The organism is Caulobacter sp. Root343, assembly GCF_001425745.1.
Taxonomy (GTDB): domain Bacteria; phylum Pseudomonadota; class Alphaproteobacteria; order Caulobacterales; family Caulobacteraceae; genus Caulobacter.
The window spans coordinates 696,046-711,707 of record NZ_LMDF01000007.1 but is presented as its reverse complement, the minus strand read 5'-3'; the positions used below and the strand labels follow the sequence as shown (position 1 = coordinate 711,707).

The window sequence follows — 15,662 nt, the reverse complement described above, 5'->3', positions numbered from 1 at the left end:
CCTATTCCGTGACGATCATGCGCACTGGCGTCGGGGCGAAGCCGTTGCAGGGATTGTTGATCTGCGGGCAGTTGGACACGACGACGACGACGTCCATCTCGGCCCGCAGGTCGACATAAAGGCCGGGGGCCGAGATGCCGTCGACGATGCCCAGGGCGCCGTCCGCCTCGACCGGGACGTTCATGAACCAGTTGACGTTGCCGACCATGTCGCGCTTGCCGCGCCCGTGGCGGGCGTTGGCGATCAGGAAGTTCTCGACGCAGGCGTGCTGGGCCTTGGTGTGGTGGCCATAGCGCAGGGTGTTGCTCTCGCACGAGCAGGCTCCGCCAATGGTGTCGTGATAGGCCACGGCCGTCGCGACGACCGTCATCATCGGCGCGCCTTCGTTGGACAGCAGCACCGAGCCCTCGCGCAGGAAGACGTTACCCTGGGCGGCGATGGTGTCCTGGGCGCTGTAGCGTTCGGCGTCGTCGGCGGCGCTGTAGGCCAGGAAGTCGACGGCCTGGTTGCCCTCCAGATCGACGATCCGCAGGGTCTGGCCGGCCTTGATCGTGTGCAGCCAGGGGGCGCGGGCCGGTACGACCTCGTCGTGGACGATGGATCCGGCGAGCGGGGGAGGCGAGGCGGTCATCTGGCCCTCAGCGGCGATAGTAGTCTTCGACATTGAGGAAGGCGCGCAGGCCCTCCGGCGTCGCGTTGCGGATCGGATCGGCTTCGTGCGTGACCGGACCGCGCCAGGCGGTAGCGCGCAGTGAAGTGACCGCGTAGTCGGGGCGTGGATCCAGGACGTGCGGGCAGTTGGCCAGCACGACGATTAGGTCCATCTCGGCCCGCAGGGTGACGAACCGGCCTGGCGAATAGGGGCCGGCGTCGAACACCGTCTCGCCGCCCTGGGCGATCCGCACGTCCTTGAACAGGTTCAGGCAGGGATGGATGTCCTTGCGGCCGAGGCCGAACTTGGCCACGCCCAGCGAGAACCGGTCGCGGGCGTTGGGGTGGGCGCCGTGGTTGAAGCCATCGCCGTACTTGCGGGCGTTGCTGGCCTGGTTCGACGCGCCGCAGAAGGCGTCGTGGGTCCCGGCCGTGTCTTCGATCATGCTGGCCAGCGCCCGGCCCATGTCCGACAGCAGCAGGCGACCCTCGCCGAGATAGCCGTTCCATTGCACCTTCAACGTGTCGGCGATGTTCAGCCGCTCGACCGGCCGTTCGGCGTTGAACAGCAGCAGCGACGGGCTGGCGTCACCGGCCAGATCGGTAAGCCGCAGCCGGGTTCCACGCGCGATCTGGCGGCTGGCGTAGCCACCCGGCGCGATGGTCTCGTCCCAGACGACATCGGCGGCGATGACGCCTTCCGGCAGATCGACGGCCGCCGTGGCCGGCAGGGTGGGCATGGCCTCGGCGCGGGTTCCGTCCTGGGCGCGGGCGTGGGCTCGGGCGGCATAGGGATCGGCGGTCTGGCTCATTACGCCGGCCCTCCGTCTTCGCCGTGAAAATGCAGCGGCGGCAGCAAGGCCGTGGTGGTGACAAGCTTGATCTGTTGCACGCCGCGCACCTTGCGCAGGTCGTCGCACAGTTGCTGGAGGCGCTCGAACGGACCTTGGACTAGCAGGACCTCCATGGCCTGGTCGTCCTCCAGGAAGACGTTCTGGGCCGAGATCACCTCCTTGACGTAGCCGAGCTGGGCCTGGGCCAAGGCGTGGCGAACCCGGCCGCTTTCGGCGCGATAGATCAGGGTTATGGTGCCGGCCAGGACGGCGTCGGGGCGCTCGGCGCTGTGCTCGGCGAGTTCGTGGCGTATCAGCTCGGCGATCATCTGCGAACGGCTAGGCAGGCCTCGTTCGGCGACCATGGCGTCCAGCTGCGCCATCAGTTCGGCCGGCAAACTGATGCTCAGGCGGGCGAGAGTTGATGAGGACATGTCCATGACAGGCATCCCATCATCGATATTACGAAATATGCAATATGTAATACTCTTGGCGCAGCAGTTCGATGCGCGCTGCCTTCGTTTTGTGCGGCGGGCGACTGATCAATGCGCACACATGACGTAGCCGCTACTTCAGTCTAAGAAGCCGAAAGCTCCGGCGGAGAACCCCCCGAACCGCCGCGCGTTGCCAACAGCCAGGATCGTTGCAACTATGAGCCGTCCCAAATAGTTGCACGGCAAGCTCAGACGCCGTCAGCGCAAGCAAAGTCCTTGTTCCTTGCAAAACGCGGAATTGCTTGCACGTTCCGTCCTAAATCGTTGCACAATGTTTGAGGCAAGGTGTTGCCCAGATCCTAGCAACGCGAGCCATACGGCTCTGATCTCGACGCCTTGCGTCACGCACCGGATTGGGCGATTCTTTGGCGGTCAATCCGCCGGTCGCCATTTCGGAGCCCTCGTGCCCCTCCAGAACCTTTCGCTTCGCCTGCCGCTCGAACTGCACAAGCAGATGAAGAAGCGCGCGAAAGAGGCCGGGGTGACGGCTAGCGCGCATTACAGCGACGTCCTGACCGACTTCCTCGACAACCACGTCGAGCACTTTCCGTACCTGTTCACGGGGCCCGGCAGCTCGGCGGTGACACTTTCCGTCGAGGCAGCGCTGGTGGCGCGTCTGCGGGATGTGGCCGACGTCAAGGATAGCCATCTCAGCGACCTCGCCATCACGGCGTTGATCGTTCACTTGCAAAAGTATCCTCTTCACCTCGCTGCGTGACACCTTCACCTCTGCGTCGACGACGGGCCAGAACCGCAGATGACTCTTCGGCGACACTGGAAGCGTCCGCTTACAGGCGCGATCGGGCTCCGCCCCTAGACCCAGCACCAGACCGCTTGACCGAACTCATAGCAACGGTCGCAACCATAGTAGGTTCATAGCGATCGTGCCGGCACCCTGGAATAGGCCTCGCGGTCTAAGCCCTGTCCCGACGCGCAGCCATAGACAAGCGCCAACCTACTCGGCTGCAATTCGATCAGTGGCTGAGAGGCCGTCGTTGGCCGTTGCAAGGAAGGGGTGCGCGCGAAGCGTCGCTACAAAGGACTCCTCCCAGCCCTTCGGAGCCGTAGCGGTCGACAAGAACGCATCGCCGATCGTCAAGAGGTAGCTTTCTTCTGCAGTGCCGAGTCGGACTTCGGTCCTGTGACGACCCCACTCATGCGCCGGATGCGGCGAGAGCTCGAGGAGAAGATCGAGGCTGCAAGCGCGGCCCTTCTGTCTCCAGGGGTCGAGCTCGTTCTCGCTCTGAAGGATGGTGTAGGCGAGGGGATGGAAGCCCGCCGATCGCAGGGCGCTGAAGAGCGTAAGCCACGCCATCGGCTCTCGGTTGGCGTACCGACGATCAAGTTTCCTGCGCATCTTTGGGACCTTGAGGACACTATACAGGGGCTGCGGGCGGGGCAGGCGGTGGACTGTTCGGCGTGGTCGCTGGCCGGCGAGTGGGCGAGGGCGCGCCATGCTCTTCTGGATCTGTCTGACTTCTTGCTCCATGGCGCCCCGATCGGCTCGAAAGGCACACTGGTTTCCTGGTTTGATCATCCTGATGATCAGATTCTGCCGGGCTTTATGGGCGCGCGGCCCGGACGGGGCGTACTCGGGCGACTGAATGCGCCATGGCGCATCCGCGTCCTGTCGGCGGTGGCGCAAATTGCCATCCGGCCCGACCGGTACAAAAGCCTGGCTTTGCACGGATATGGCAAGGGACACTTCCTGGGCTTGTCGGGCCTTCCAAATAGAACAGCTAAGCGATTGAAACATCTCGCGGCTTGCGCCTCCGATGACCCGCTGATGATGATGCTGTGCGTCTCGCGCGCCGAAGAAGCCAACGAACTTGCGAGGAACTCCCGGCTGTGGCCGAAGGCGCTTAGGGATAGACTTGGATCGGCAACCTGGGTCGCGCTGGCTCGGCACGCCTAGCGCGGCAGTCCGGTTTGGGAGCTGACGATGAGCACTGGGGCTTTCCAGAAGTACATCGACCGGATCGACGCGAGTTTGGCCGCGCAACGCCCGGTTCGCATAATGGGCCACGGCACGATCGCGCTGTTGCTGTTCGGCGGGTTCTTTACTGGCGCGGCGTCATTGGCAGGCCTGATCTGGCTGCTGCGATCCTTCAGCTGAATTCAGCCAAAAACCGCGCGCCGCGTGTGCTGAGGCAGAGCCATGTCCGTGCAAACATCTAGGACCGTTGCAACGAATAAGGACAGCGAGTCATCGCTGGGCCCGGGTTTGCAAGGAATTCGGAAAGCCGAGAGCAACGAAGTCGCCGAACATGTAAAATATTCCGATAATATATCTTAGGCGATAAGGATCGCTGTGCTGCTGACTGATCTGTTGTCGCTGACTCCAAACTTTGCGACTGCGGCTCAGGCCGCGGAAAGTTCAACTATCGTTCCGGCCAAAATTGATTTCTGACTCGATATCCTGCGATTGGCTGACTCTTTAATCCGCGACCATGTCGCCCAAGGCCTGCCGCCGCTACCGCGTAGGTCCACCGCTGCTGCAAGCCATGTGGCCATCGCGAAGACAAGACGTTCAGCGTCCCAATAGCGTGACCCGGCAGCTCCATTGTAATCAGAATGAGCGGATCCAAAACCGCGCCTTTGAGCCATGGGGCGTCGTCGCCCGCGCAAAGTCGATTTACAAACCAGCTGGAACCAAACGGTGTTGGCAACCAATGAACCAAAGGCGATTTTGCCTGGGTGAACAAAAGAGCGATCCTGACGTAGAGCAATCGCTCGGAAGCGCCTACGTCGCTCCACCAAGCACTTGGGAGGTGATTGCAGCCTGGAAGTGATCGTCGCTTCATCATTGGGCGCTCGACCATCGATACTAGAGCCCCCGAGCCGTCCGTTCTCATATTGGTGGCTAATGCATCGACGATATCAATAATAGCATAATATAATCCGGCGCGATTTGGAATTATTGCTCCGGACTCTAATCCTAAATACTCGTGCATCTGATTTATTACGCGAAGGTCGTCGAAATAAAAGCGGCTTAAGGGGGTTGAGCTATACTTTCGAGCTGGTGCGCGTTCGCCGGCAATTGCAAGCTGACTGACCACGCTGATCGGACTATTGGCGTGAGGAATTAGGGCGGTCTCATGGACTGGGCAGTAGACATAGAGGGGATGCGTCCAGGTTCGCCGCACGTGTGGCGCCCTTCCCTGCTCCTGATCGGCGCGGAGACAACTCTGGACACACCGCCCAGGTTTCGGGCGGCGGTGGCCCTGGCCTAGCTGGCTCGGCGATAAATTGGCTGTGCACCATTCGGAACAGAGTTTCGAGGGAGACGCCAGTCATCCGAGCCACTCTTGGCAGTAGCGTGAAGTCTCCGCGATCCAAGGCGGCAATCGAACCGCCAATCTCTCTCTGCAACTCTGCGAGGGTCAGCAAATGAGTATCCGCTGTGCGCGCTAGCCACGATGAGATCGCTTCGCCCGCCTCAATTGGTGGGGCAAGTGCAGATAAGTCGCAGGACGCGTTGGGGGCATCATCCATTTTCGGTCAGCCGACGACGCGTGGCCACAGCTTCGATTAAGTCCGCAGAGATATGCTCCTGGTTGTCGAGTGCGGCTATCGCTGCACGCTCCAAAAGACGAATCAATCTCCCAAGAAGAAAATTTGAATGAAAAAGCAAACATTCCATCATGGCGCGATCTACGCTGGTAGCTTTGCGAAGCGGAAAGTATTCAACCCGCGCTCGAACTAGGTCGACCAACCATTTTTCTCTTTTTCCGCACTTTGGTAGCTCAATGACGTCGAACCGCTCTGAAAGATGATCATCAGATTCAATTAGCGCCTTCGCTTCTCCCGAGCCAAATCCGACAATGCTGATAGACAGTTGGTTTGAGAGATATTTTAGTGCATTCAAGATCGTCCGCTGATCTCTTTGCCGGAGCTCAGTAGCGCGTTGAAGCTCATCAAGCATGATCATGTTGATAGATCTTGCTTTGAGATGCCTCATTAGCATTGACTGTAAACGGGCCGCTGTGGCGTCTGGTGCTGGCGCGTTTAGCGCCGTAAGTAGATCTAGATAAAGACGCTTTTCCGTAAGCCCGTCATTGATCTCCATCCAAAGCACTGCACCATTTTCCCCCTCCCCGCGTTTCGAGTAGATTTCGAGAAAATGCCTTTGGATGAAAGTCTTGCCCATGTTTGGATGGGCCCAAAACAATAGGGATGGCATCCTCACGCGCGGCGGCATGTCTAGCAGCTCAAAAAGTCGATAAAGTACGTCTTCGGCAGCCGGGTAACTGATCCATCGGTCAGTCAGAATGCAGGCTCTTCGTGCGTGCAAATCCGCGGTTGCCAGATGGCGAACTTCGGTGTGCAGATGGGGAAAGGGCTCGGTGTGTTGAACCGCCTTTTCGGGCATTACCCTTCCCCCTCAAAGGCGCCGCCCCAGTCATCGTCGTTCCGTGGGGCGTCTTTGACTGTTCGAAAGAGTCCTTCCGCTGCACCACGATCTCGCTTCAATCTCTCGATATTGCGGGCTGCCCTGTCGGACCTCCGTGCGGCCTGAGTGACAACCTTCTCGGCCATCTCGGTGGCGTACTTGGTGGTATGACGATCGTGCTCAACTACGCCCGTTTGACGGATAGTTCGTCGGGCCGTTTTCAACAGCCACAAGGTAGTGGGCGGGCTATTTCGTTTAAACCTGTAGGGCACCGTTAAGTACCGACCATGCGGGTCACGAACATATATTTGGGAGAGGTTTCTGGGGTCGTATTTTATTTTTACCGCGCGCACGCCAGATATATAAAGATCTCCGATTTCGTGACTATAATATTCGTCGCAGAACAACCTTATTCCTTGCCTAGTGATTACCCGATCCTCTTCTGGAAAGAGATCTAAGCGGAATTTCTCGGAATCGTCTGGATGCCTTGGCAACTGCTCCGAGGCCTTTTCCAGCCAAGCCTGCATTGGGGTTTTTCCCAGCGCGCTATGGATTGTATTGTGGTAGACGCCTAAAATCTGATGTGAGAAATACCTATCGAGGTCGTCTATGTTTAGTCGCGCTGCCGACTTACTGTCATAGCTGCCTCGGGCCTTGGGATTGTTATATGTTGCTCCGGGAAGCAGCCTGCACTCTCCCATGAGGGTGCCAATTAGGCGTTCTATATGCGCGCCGTACCGCGCCCCTCCGGGCGGCCTCAAAAACCACTCAACGCCATGGTTCAGAAGCGCGTTGCGTAAGGAGGTTGTTTGAAATTCTTTCGCGCGATCACTGTGCATAAGGCGTGGAAAGCCCTCGCAGGGCCACAAGTATTCTAGCCCCCTGGCAGATAGCCAGTGATCTTTATTCGAGATAGCTAGATCAAGTGTCGCCGCCACCCTAATAGATGAAGGTGGGTCCAGGCCGAAATAGAATGCAACAACCATTCGTGTGCAGACATCTATTATGACTGTCAGCCAGGGACGGCCTATAGGCCGCCCTTCGGCGTCGACAACAATCACGTCAGCAAGGGTGTGATCGATTTGCCAAACCGCCCACGGCTCGGCGACGACATATTGACCGGGTCGGGGTGTCTGGCGCTCGGCGGCTTTTGCGCCGTACCGTTTGCGGACAACTGTACGCTTTGGGAGGTTCTTTAGGCGTCGGATAATTGCTGCGCGGCTTGGGCGCGGAAGCTTTTCATCCTCGCACGCGCCCCCTATGCGCCTGGCGACTTTTGCCAAGGATGGTCGACTTGCATTGAGGTAGTCCGATAGGAGGTATTGCGAGATCAAGGCCTCCTGGCGCGCGTTTAGTCGCGAGCGCCCTTTTGGGAATCCTCGTGGTTTTGGGCATAGATCTTGGACGGTTCCCTTGCCCGTTATTCGGCTTAAACTGCGGTATATTGTGGTCGCGTGCACGCCAGTTTCTAAAGCTGCTGCCTCAACATCGCGCCTCGTTCTTTCGCCAATTTTTGGGAGACCTTGCAGTGATCTCAAGCGATGGGCGAGATGATCGAAAGTTTCCTGTGAAATATTGGTGCAACTCGGCAAAGGTGGGTCGTTTTTAGACATGCCTCTCCTCCACGGCGGAGGATCGCCGCGCTCCAGTTAAGCAGGCGCACGCCAGGGTTCGGCGCAAACGTCCGCTTGACAGATCCAAGTTGTGGAGGGAGTATCCTTAGAGTGTTGAACTGCTGAAGAATACGAATAGCCCAGCTCTCGCAAAGCTGGGTTTTTCTTTTCCCGCCTTGTTGTTAGCGATGGATTCGGCCCCTTAGGTTGACAAAGGTTGACGCGCGAGTATTCGTGCGTGCCTCTAGACGATACGCTAGAATTTCAATTGATCAATCGCTTGCGCATATGCGTTCGTCCTCGGGACGCATTGCGATTTATCTGTCTGACGATACTGCCAGAGATCGTGGCTGCCCCTTGCCCCCCTACCGGGCCCGCTAGCAACTGTCAGCTAGGCGATTGCGGTGTACCGGGCCAAAAAATTAAACTGATATACGGCCCGCGAACGCATCAGTGCGTTTCGATGTCTTTGCGGGAGGTGCGACTTCTTCGCCGCGCCGCAAGAAGGGCCAGATAATTCAGGCCCATTGCCAGAGCGAACACCGCGGCTCCCCCGAGCAAAAGCCAATTCACGAACTCCGCAGAGACGTTCATTTTAGGCCATCCGTTGGATGCGCAGCCGAGTAATCACCAGCTACGAACCTAAATCGTGCTGTGGGCGTGAACAATATGCCGGCCAGCTAGCTAGGGCGGCCTTTCTCAGAACAATAACGCTTTACGGTCGCGGCCGACAAACCAAACCGCACAGCCGTGGTGCTGATGCTGGCTTTGTTTTCCGCGCGCCAAGCTATGATTTTGGCTGGATCGTTTTTTCTTGGGCGCCCGAGGCTTTCCTTGCCTCGATGGGTCTTCCCGGTAGCCAAAAGTGCAGCGCGAGCCGCATCTCGGCCCGCGTTAGCTCTTTCCCGTATCCGCCTACGCTCAAGGTCCGCGACTTGAGCGAGAACGGCGAGAACTATCTCCCCTACTCCGCGCCCATCGATCGTGCCAATCCCATGGATGTCGAGCTTCACACCTTGGTCCACCAGGCGTCGCACCGTCGCCTGAACATCCAGCGCATCCCGCCCCAGCCGATCCACGGCGTACACGCAAACAACGTCGCCCGGACGAAGCTGCTCCAAAAGCTTGGCAAAGCCAGGCCTGGCAGCCGCGAGAATGCCGCCACTCACACCCGTGTCAGAAAATTCGCGGTCGAAGCCCCCGCCGAGCACGTGCCGTTGCGCCTCAATGCTCTGATCGTCGCTCGACACTCGATAGTAAGCGATCCGCATCTTTCTGGCTCAAAAGTTAGGGTCAGGCAGAGGCTAGCTCAAAATGTGGCTCATTCAATCGGAAATAGTACCTTGTGAGCCTAAGCACTAAACTTACACCTTTTGAGCCGCATGAAGAAGACGCGTTAAGCTTCTCCGATAACGCCACCTCAACCGTCCATCGCTCTCCTTTAAAACCTAAGCGAGAGCGGATTATGTTTCGGGGAGATGCCAGAGTATGCACCGCCTTTTTCAGCGTCGGGTTGAGCTTCAAACCGTGACTGGCGTCACAACCTTCTGGGCATTGGCCCCCAGTTTTCCCCTTGCCCTCGGCTGGTTGGCGAAGGAGGGCCTGGCGTCGCCTCTGAGCCAGCAACGCCTTGTAGCCTGGGCGTCGTTGTCGCTTGTGCCGATCCTTTTCGTACTGTCGTTTTGGGGTGCAAGTAATATTAGGCGATGGTTGAAAGCGGCTCCAATGAAGGGATGGGGATTGCTCGGCCCCTCACTTTTCGCACTTGTCACTATTGGAGGTGCCGGCGCCTTGGCCAAGTTTCTGAGCGGGCAGCTCTCTGGTGTTTGGGGAGGTCCGTTTAGCGAATACGCCGTACTGCTCCTGGTGTGGGCCACCCTGATTGGTTGGCAACTGAAGCCGCTTTGGGACCACTCTCTTGAGGCTTGGGAAGTGCGTCGTGGAGACTTTGTTCCCGGATCGCGCCGGTTTAATGCCTTCACGCGCTGGCTCGCGCAGCGCAGCTTGGCTGATCGCCAAGCGATAGCCTGGAATGCTCGACTAAAAATGGGCCTTACGCCCGCCGAACACCATACGTTTCGAGACTGGCGTAGGTCGCCAAGCAAGCGCGCTGGTCTTAGACGACAAACCTACGGAACGTCGCCCTGGATATTCTGGATTCTCACTGCCGCCCTCAGCGCGACGGTAGCGAGCTATGCATACCACGTCATGACCAGCCAATAGCTTCACGACGCCTGGCTCTGGGCTCCCAATTTTGGTGGCCGCCAAGTTCTGGACAGCGCCATTAACGGACGTTGGTTCGTCTCCGAAAAGTGGACTCTGTAGCAACCGCGTCCAGAGCCACTTGCACGAGCGCAGCGGCCTGTTGGAAAGGGCATCTCGCCAGACCAGCACATGAAACCCAGGTCCACGCGCCCGCGTTCGCGATCGGGTTTAGTCAACATCACCAAGAAAAGACGATAAACCTAGACTTGAATATTTTCGATCACATGCATAATTTTTCCAGATTAAAACTGCAGAATTTTGATCTTTTGCGCGACTCTCTCCTCTCACTCCTGTACTTAAGCTTGATATTTTCAAGCTGGCAGCGGCGTCATGACCCCCAATACGACCACGGCCGATCCTCTTCGCAAGGCGGCCAGCGGGATCGCCGGGCTGGACGAGATCACCTTTGGCGGCCTGCCAGCCGGACGCCCGACGCTGATCGCCGGCGCCGCGGGGTGCGGCAAGACGCTCTTCGCCCTCACCTTCCTGGTCAAGGGCGCGACCGCCTACGACGAGCCGGGCGTCTTTATGAGCTTCGAGGAGCGGGCCGACGACCTGATCGATAACGTCAGTTCCCTGGGCTACGACCTGCCGGGGCTGATCGCCGACAAGAAGCTGGTGATCGACTATGTCCGGGTCGAACGCAGCGAGATCGAACAGAGCGGCGAGTACGATCTCGAAGGCCTGTTCGTTCGACTGGGACACGCCATTGACAAGATCGGCGCCAAGCGCGTGGTTCTGGACACTCTGGAGGCGCTGTTCTCCGGACTTGGCGATGGTCCGGTGCTACGGTCCGAACTTCGGCGGCTGTTCCAGTGGCTGAAGGATCGCGGCGTCACCGCGGTGATCACCGCCGAACGTGGGCCTGAAGGCCAGCTCACCCGTCACGGACTGGAAGAGTATGTCTCCGACTGCGTGATCGCGCTCGACAACCGGGTCGACGAGCAGATCACCACGCGCCGCCTGCGGGTCATGAAGTATCGCGGCTCGGCCCACGGGACCAATGAGTATCCGTTCCTGATCGACAAGGGCGGCATCAGCGTCCTGCCGGTCACTTCGGCGGGGCTTTCGCACTCGATCTCCGACGAGGTCGTTTCCAGCGGCGTCGCCGGCATCGACGCCATGCTGGGCGTCGGCGGCTTCTATCGCGGCTCCAGCGTGCTGCTGTCTGGCCCTTCAGGGACAGGCAAGACCACCTTCGGGTCCCACTTCGTCAACGCCGCCTGCCTTGCGGGGAACCGGGCGATCTACTTCTCCTTTGAGGAATCACCCGAGCAGATTGTGCGGAACATGCGCTCGGTCGGTCTGAACCTGGACTCACACGTGACCGCCGGCCTGCTGCGCTTTGAGTCCTCTCGGCCCAGCCTCTTTGGCCTCGAAATGCACCTGGTGCTGATGATCCGCCAGATCGACCAGTTCGATCCGGCGGTCGTCGTCATCGACCCGATCTCCGCGTTCCGGGGCTCGGAAAGCGAGATCCACGCCACGCTGCTGAGGTTGGTGGACTACCTCAAGGTCAAGGGCATCACCGTGGTCTTCAACAACCTGGTCAATGGCGACCAAGACGACCGCAACGAACAAAGCCTGTCCTCGCTGATGGACGTCTGGGTGGGTCTGCACGATCTGGAGGCCAACGGCGAGCGCAACCGTGGCCTGTTCGTGCTCAAGGCGCGTGGGATGAGCCACTCCAACCAGATCCGCGAATATCGCCTGGGCTCCGACGGCGTCACCCTGATCGAACCCTATATCGGGCCTCATGGCGTGCTGACTGGCAGCGCCCGCATCGTTCAGGAAGCGCAGGAAGAGGCAGCGACCCTTGAGCGTCGCGACGAGGTCAATCGTCGCAAGCGCGAATTCACCGAGAAGAAGAGCGCCGCCGAACGGCAGATCGCAGAGACCCGCGAGGCGCTGCAGCGTGAGGAAGCTGAACTGCTTGCATTGGAGACGGTCGATGAACGTAAGGAGCAGATCCTTACCGCGAGCCGGTCGGCGGCGGCGACCCGCCGCGGGGCGACCGCATGACCTCGCCCACGACGCCGGATCCCATGGGTGAAGATGGCGCTGAGATTTCGGACGACGGCATCTTCCATTTCCGGCTCTATGTCGCCGGCCAAACGCCCAAGTCGCTGGCGGCGATCAGGAACCTGACCTTGCTCTGCGACGCGCACTTGCCGGGCCGCCACAAGATCGAGGTGCTCGACCTGGCCGAGAATCCCGAGCTCGCCGCCCAGGATCAGATCATCGCTATTCCCACACTGGTCCGCAGCCTGCCGCCGCCGCTCAAGCGCATGATCGGCACGCTGTCGGACCCCGACAAGTTCCTCATCGGACTTGACTACAGTAGGCCAACATCATGAGCCGTCCCGGCGACAGCGAAACCGCCGAAGCCAAGCACGTGCTGAGGCTCTACGTCACTGGCTCGACGCAACGCTCGACCCGGGCGATCACGAACCTGCGGCGGGTGCTGGAGAGCGAACTACCCGACAGCTACGACCTGGAGATCGTCGACGTCTACGAGCACCCCGAAGCGGCGAGCGAGCACCAGATCATCGCCGCGCCGACTCTGATCAAGCTGCAGCCCGAGCCGGTGCAGCGGATCATCGGCGACTTGTCCGACACCGAGCGCGTGCTGCGCGGCCTTGGCCTGCCCGCGAAAGGCGGCGGCGATGGATCGACGTAGTTTTCCCGCCGCGCCGGCGACGACCTCACCCGAACATGAGGTCCTGGAGCTTCGGCGACAGCTGGCCGAAGCCTTGGAAACCCTGGAGGCTATCCGCAATGGCGAAGTGGACGCCGTCGTGGTCGGGGGGCCCGATAATCGCAAGGTCTACACGCTTGAGACCGCCGATCGCTCCTATCGCCTGCTGATCGAGCAGATGACCGAGGGCGCGTTGATGATCAGCCAGGACGGCGCGGTGCTTTACGGCAATCGCGCCCTGGCCGAGATGCTGGGCTCCACGCCAAGCGCTCTGATGGCCGCGGGGCTCGGGCCTTTCGTGAAGCCGCAATCCTTGGCGGACCTGAAAAAACTCCTTCAGACCGGCGGCAAGGCCGAGCTTTTCCTGACGCGCCAGGACAGCGCCGAAACGATCGTCGCCCAGCTATCGCTGACCCGAATGGACGCGCCGGACGGTCCGTTCCTCTGTGGGGTGCTCACTGACCTGACCGCGGCCTATGGGCAGGCCCGCGAGGTCGCCGAAGCCAAGTCGGCCTTGGCGGTCGAGGCGGCGCACCGCGAAAGCGACGAGCGTTACCGCCTGATCCTCGAAGGCGTCAGGGATTATGCGATCATGGCGATCGATCTGGATCGCAAGGTGACGATCTGGAACGCCGGCGCTCAGCAGATCCTGGGGTGGCAAGCCAGTGACCTGATCGGACACGCATTCCCGGCGATCTGGACGGCCGACGACGAAGCATCCCACGCCGATGATCGCGAAAGGGCGCTGTGCTTGGAAAGCGGCCGGGCGGAGCAGGAACGTTGGCACGTGCGCAAGGATGGGACGCCGTTCTGGTCCCATACCTTGATGATGCCGCTGCGCAGGGACGACGGGCAGCACATCGGCTTCCTGAAGATCCTCCGGGACCGCACCGAGCAGCGCGCCGCCGACGAAAAGCAGAGCCTGCTGATCAACGAGCTGAACCACAGGGTCAAGAACACCTTGGCGACGGTCCAATCCATCGCCGCCCAGACCCTCCGCGCCGCCGCGACGGTGCAGGAAGCACGCGCCGCGCTCGAAGAGCGGCTGATCTCGCTATCGAGGGCCCATGACGTCCTGACGCGGGAAAGCTGGGAGGGGGCCGAACTCAGCGAAATCGTGGCGCTGGCCATATCGCCCTATGCCGGGCCGGATGGCGCCCGGATCGTCACGGGCGGCCCCAGCGTTCGCTTGGAGCCAAGCATGGCGCTGGCCATGGCCATGGCCTTGCAGGAGCTGGCCACCAACGCCGTGAAGTATGGCGCGCTGTCTGCGCCGGCGGGGCGGCTCAGCATTCTGTGGACCGTGGAGGCCGACGTCATCCGCCTGAGGTGGGAAGAGAAGGACGGCCCGCGCGTCACACCGCCTTCGCGGCGCGGTTTTGGCTCCCGTCTGATCGAACGCAGCCTCTCGGCCGCCCTCGGCGGCGAGGCAGCGATCGACTTCGCGCCGAGCGGGGTCGTCTGCATGATTGCCGCCGCGATCCCGCCCGGCATCGGCGCACATGACGCCGGCGTCATCGCCTGAGGCCCTGAACCCGCATACGTTGCGAAGTTAAAACGTCGCCGGCGGTGCCCATCGCCGCGGGCATGGCCAGAGACAGTTCCCTCGTCCCGCCCCGGACGCCGCGGATCGACTGGATCGCGCCAGGAGCGGACTCTGCCATCGATCCAAGAACGCGGCATTCAGGGCAGTGTCTGTCAGATGCGCTTGGACGCACTTGTCGTGCGCGGCGGCGGGACCAAGCCCTGTGTTGCAACCCTCAGCTTGCCTGCGCGGCGGGGCGCATGCGTCCCTAGTTGCTAACGACTTGCGGGCAGGCTCGCCAGCCAGTTCAAGACCTGCGTTTCGAGGGAGATACGCGCGTCGGACCAATCATGGTCGGTCGGCGTGTAGGCCGATACCGCCCGGGACCCTGGCACTTGCTTCATCGCCTCGATAAGCGTCAGAGAATAATGTTTCGCGAAGTCATCGCTGTAGAGAATGAGCAGACGTCGGCCGGCCAGGCGAGGCGCGAGCTTTTTAAAGGACCAGGCGTCGGCGTTTGCCGCCAGTTCGTCCGCCATGCTGTCGCCGGTCACGTCGACCAGGGTTTCGCGGACCCCGTTCATGCGGGCGGCGATCGCGGCATGATTGGCGCGGGCGTTGGCGCCCACCTCTCCGAAGTCGCCCGATGAAAAAATCACACCGCCGAGCAAGGCCGGGTCATCCGCCAGCGTATGGGCCGCCACCCAGCCGCCCATGCTATGGCCGCCGATGGCGATGCGGCTGGTGTCTATGCCGAGCATCTTGGCGTTCGCCGGATCGCGAACGAAGGCAAGCGTCGCCTTCGCGTCCTCCAGCGTGTGCGCGAACCGGAAGGAGCCGCCGCTTCCCCAGGAACCGCGATAGTTGACGGTGACCGCGTTCCAGCCCGCCCTGCGCACCGCCTGCGCCAGATCGAGATTGCGCTCAGTGCCCGGCAGGCCATGGAAGAACACGAAGGTGGGGTGAGGCCCCGGCCCCGACGCCGTATAGACGACGCCGTTTATGATCGTCCCGCCGCTCGGAACATGAATGACCTCCTTGCGCGGGGGGAAGGCCGGATCGCGGATCGGGTCCGTCGAAATGGCTCGCGGCACATCCTGCGCATGGCCACCGGCGGGGAGAAAGGTGACGGCGAAGAGCAGTAGGATCGCATTGATCATCCCATATTTCATGGCAGCCCCCGCAAAAGG

General features: G+C 60.7%; 15 protein-coding genes. 8 read left to right on the top strand and 7 right to left on the bottom strand.

The window, feature by feature from the left end:
- Position 1 precedes the first annotated feature (1 nt).
- The 3 genes from ASC70_RS15855 to ASC70_RS15845 are packed head-to-tail and all read right to left on the bottom strand — an operon-like array spanning position 2 to position 1,933.
- Positions 2–631: an urea amidolyase associated protein UAAP2 gene (locus ASC70_RS15855; RefSeq protein WP_056051685.1), complete on the bottom strand. Its 630-nt coding sequence runs from the start codon at positions 629–631 to the stop codon at positions 2–4.
- Positions 632–638: 7 nt separating this feature from the next.
- A complete protein-coding gene (locus tag ASC70_RS15850) occupies positions 639–1,463 on the bottom strand; it encodes an urea amidolyase associated protein UAAP1 (RefSeq protein ID WP_056051683.1) in 825 nt (274 codons plus the stop codon).
- Positions 1,463–1,933, bottom strand: coding sequence for a CopG family ribbon-helix-helix protein (locus ASC70_RS15845; RefSeq protein ID WP_082539747.1), 471 nt, complete (start codon positions 1,931–1,933; stop codon positions 1,463–1,465). The genes ASC70_RS15850 and ASC70_RS15845 overlap by 1 nt, the downstream gene beginning before the upstream one ends.
- 448 nt (positions 1,934–2,381) lie before the next feature.
- Here ASC70_RS15845 and ASC70_RS15840 point away from each other — a divergent pair, with 448 nt between their 5' ends.
- The 3 genes from ASC70_RS15840 to ASC70_RS25055 all read left to right on the top strand — a co-directional run bounded on the left by ASC70_RS15840 (position 2,382) and on the right by ASC70_RS25055 (position 4,094).
- Positions 2,382–2,696: a hypothetical protein gene (locus ASC70_RS15840; protein WP_056051679.1), complete on the top strand. Its 315-nt coding sequence runs from the start codon at positions 2,382–2,384 to the stop codon at positions 2,694–2,696.
- Between the two features lie 438 nt (positions 2,697–3,134).
- Positions 3,135–3,893 carry a hypothetical protein gene (locus ASC70_RS25060; protein WP_156396235.1) on the top strand — a complete coding sequence of 253 codons (759 nt, stop codon included), beginning with the start codon at positions 3,135–3,137 and terminating at the stop codon, positions 3,891–3,893.
- Between the two features lie 27 nt (positions 3,894–3,920).
- Entirely contained in the window at positions 3,921–4,094 is a 174-nt protein-coding gene (locus ASC70_RS25055) for a hypothetical protein (protein ID WP_156396234.1), read from the top strand.
- A 1,371-nt stretch (positions 4,095–5,465) separates the two neighbouring features.
- On the opposite strand, the gene ASC70_RS24545 is transcribed toward ASC70_RS25055, so the two are convergent.
- The 3 genes from ASC70_RS24545 to ASC70_RS15830 form a co-directional block, all read right to left on the bottom strand.
- Entirely contained in the window at positions 5,466–6,350 is an 885-nt protein-coding gene (locus tag ASC70_RS24545; RefSeq protein ID WP_082539746.1) for a TniB family NTP-binding protein, read from the bottom strand.
- Entirely contained in the window at positions 6,350–7,984 is a 1,635-nt protein-coding gene (locus ASC70_RS26010) for a Mu transposase C-terminal domain-containing protein (protein WP_082539745.1), read from the bottom strand. Before ASC70_RS26010 ends, ASC70_RS24545 begins: the two co-directional genes overlap by 1 nt.
- Positions 7,985–8,664: 680 nt before the next feature.
- Positions 8,665–9,255 carry a recombinase family protein gene (locus ASC70_RS15830; protein ID WP_056051675.1) on the bottom strand — a complete coding sequence of 197 codons (591 nt, stop codon included), beginning with the start codon at positions 9,253–9,255 and terminating at the stop codon, positions 8,665–8,667.
- Positions 9,256–9,775: 520 nt separating this feature from the next.
- Between ASC70_RS15830 and ASC70_RS25045 the strand changes: the two genes are divergently transcribed.
- The 5 genes from ASC70_RS25045 (at position 9,776) to ASC70_RS15810 (ending at position 14,472) form a co-directional block, all read left to right on the top strand.
- A complete protein-coding gene (locus ASC70_RS25045) occupies positions 9,776–10,207 on the top strand; it encodes a hypothetical protein (RefSeq protein WP_156396232.1) in 432 nt (143 codons plus the stop codon).
- Positions 10,208–10,579: 372 nt separating this feature from the next.
- On the top strand, positions 10,580–12,271 hold the full coding sequence (gene kaiC, locus ASC70_RS15825) for a circadian clock protein KaiC (protein ID WP_056051673.1): 1,692 nt from the start codon (positions 10,580–10,582) through the stop codon (positions 12,269–12,271).
- Positions 12,268–12,606, top strand: coding sequence for a circadian clock KaiB family protein (locus tag ASC70_RS15820; RefSeq protein ID WP_082539744.1), 339 nt, complete (start codon positions 12,268–12,270; stop codon positions 12,604–12,606). Before kaiC ends, ASC70_RS15820 begins: the two co-directional genes overlap by 4 nt.
- Positions 12,603–12,929: a circadian clock KaiB family protein gene (locus tag ASC70_RS15815; RefSeq protein ID WP_056051672.1), complete on the top strand. Its 327-nt coding sequence runs from the start codon at positions 12,603–12,605 to the stop codon at positions 12,927–12,929. Before ASC70_RS15820 ends, ASC70_RS15815 begins: the two co-directional genes overlap by 4 nt.
- 73 nt (positions 12,930–13,002) lie before the next feature.
- Positions 13,003–14,472 carry a sensor histidine kinase gene (locus ASC70_RS15810; RefSeq protein WP_162247234.1) on the top strand — a complete coding sequence of 490 codons (1,470 nt, stop codon included), beginning with the start codon at positions 13,003–13,005 and terminating at the stop codon, positions 14,470–14,472.
- Positions 14,473–14,747: 275 nt separating this feature from the next.
- On the opposite strand, the gene ASC70_RS15805 is transcribed toward ASC70_RS15810, so the two are convergent.
- Positions 14,748–15,644, bottom strand: coding sequence for a S9 family peptidase (locus tag ASC70_RS15805; protein WP_082539743.1), 897 nt, complete (start codon positions 15,642–15,644; stop codon positions 14,748–14,750).
- Between the last annotated feature and the right edge of the window lie 18 nt (positions 15,645–15,662).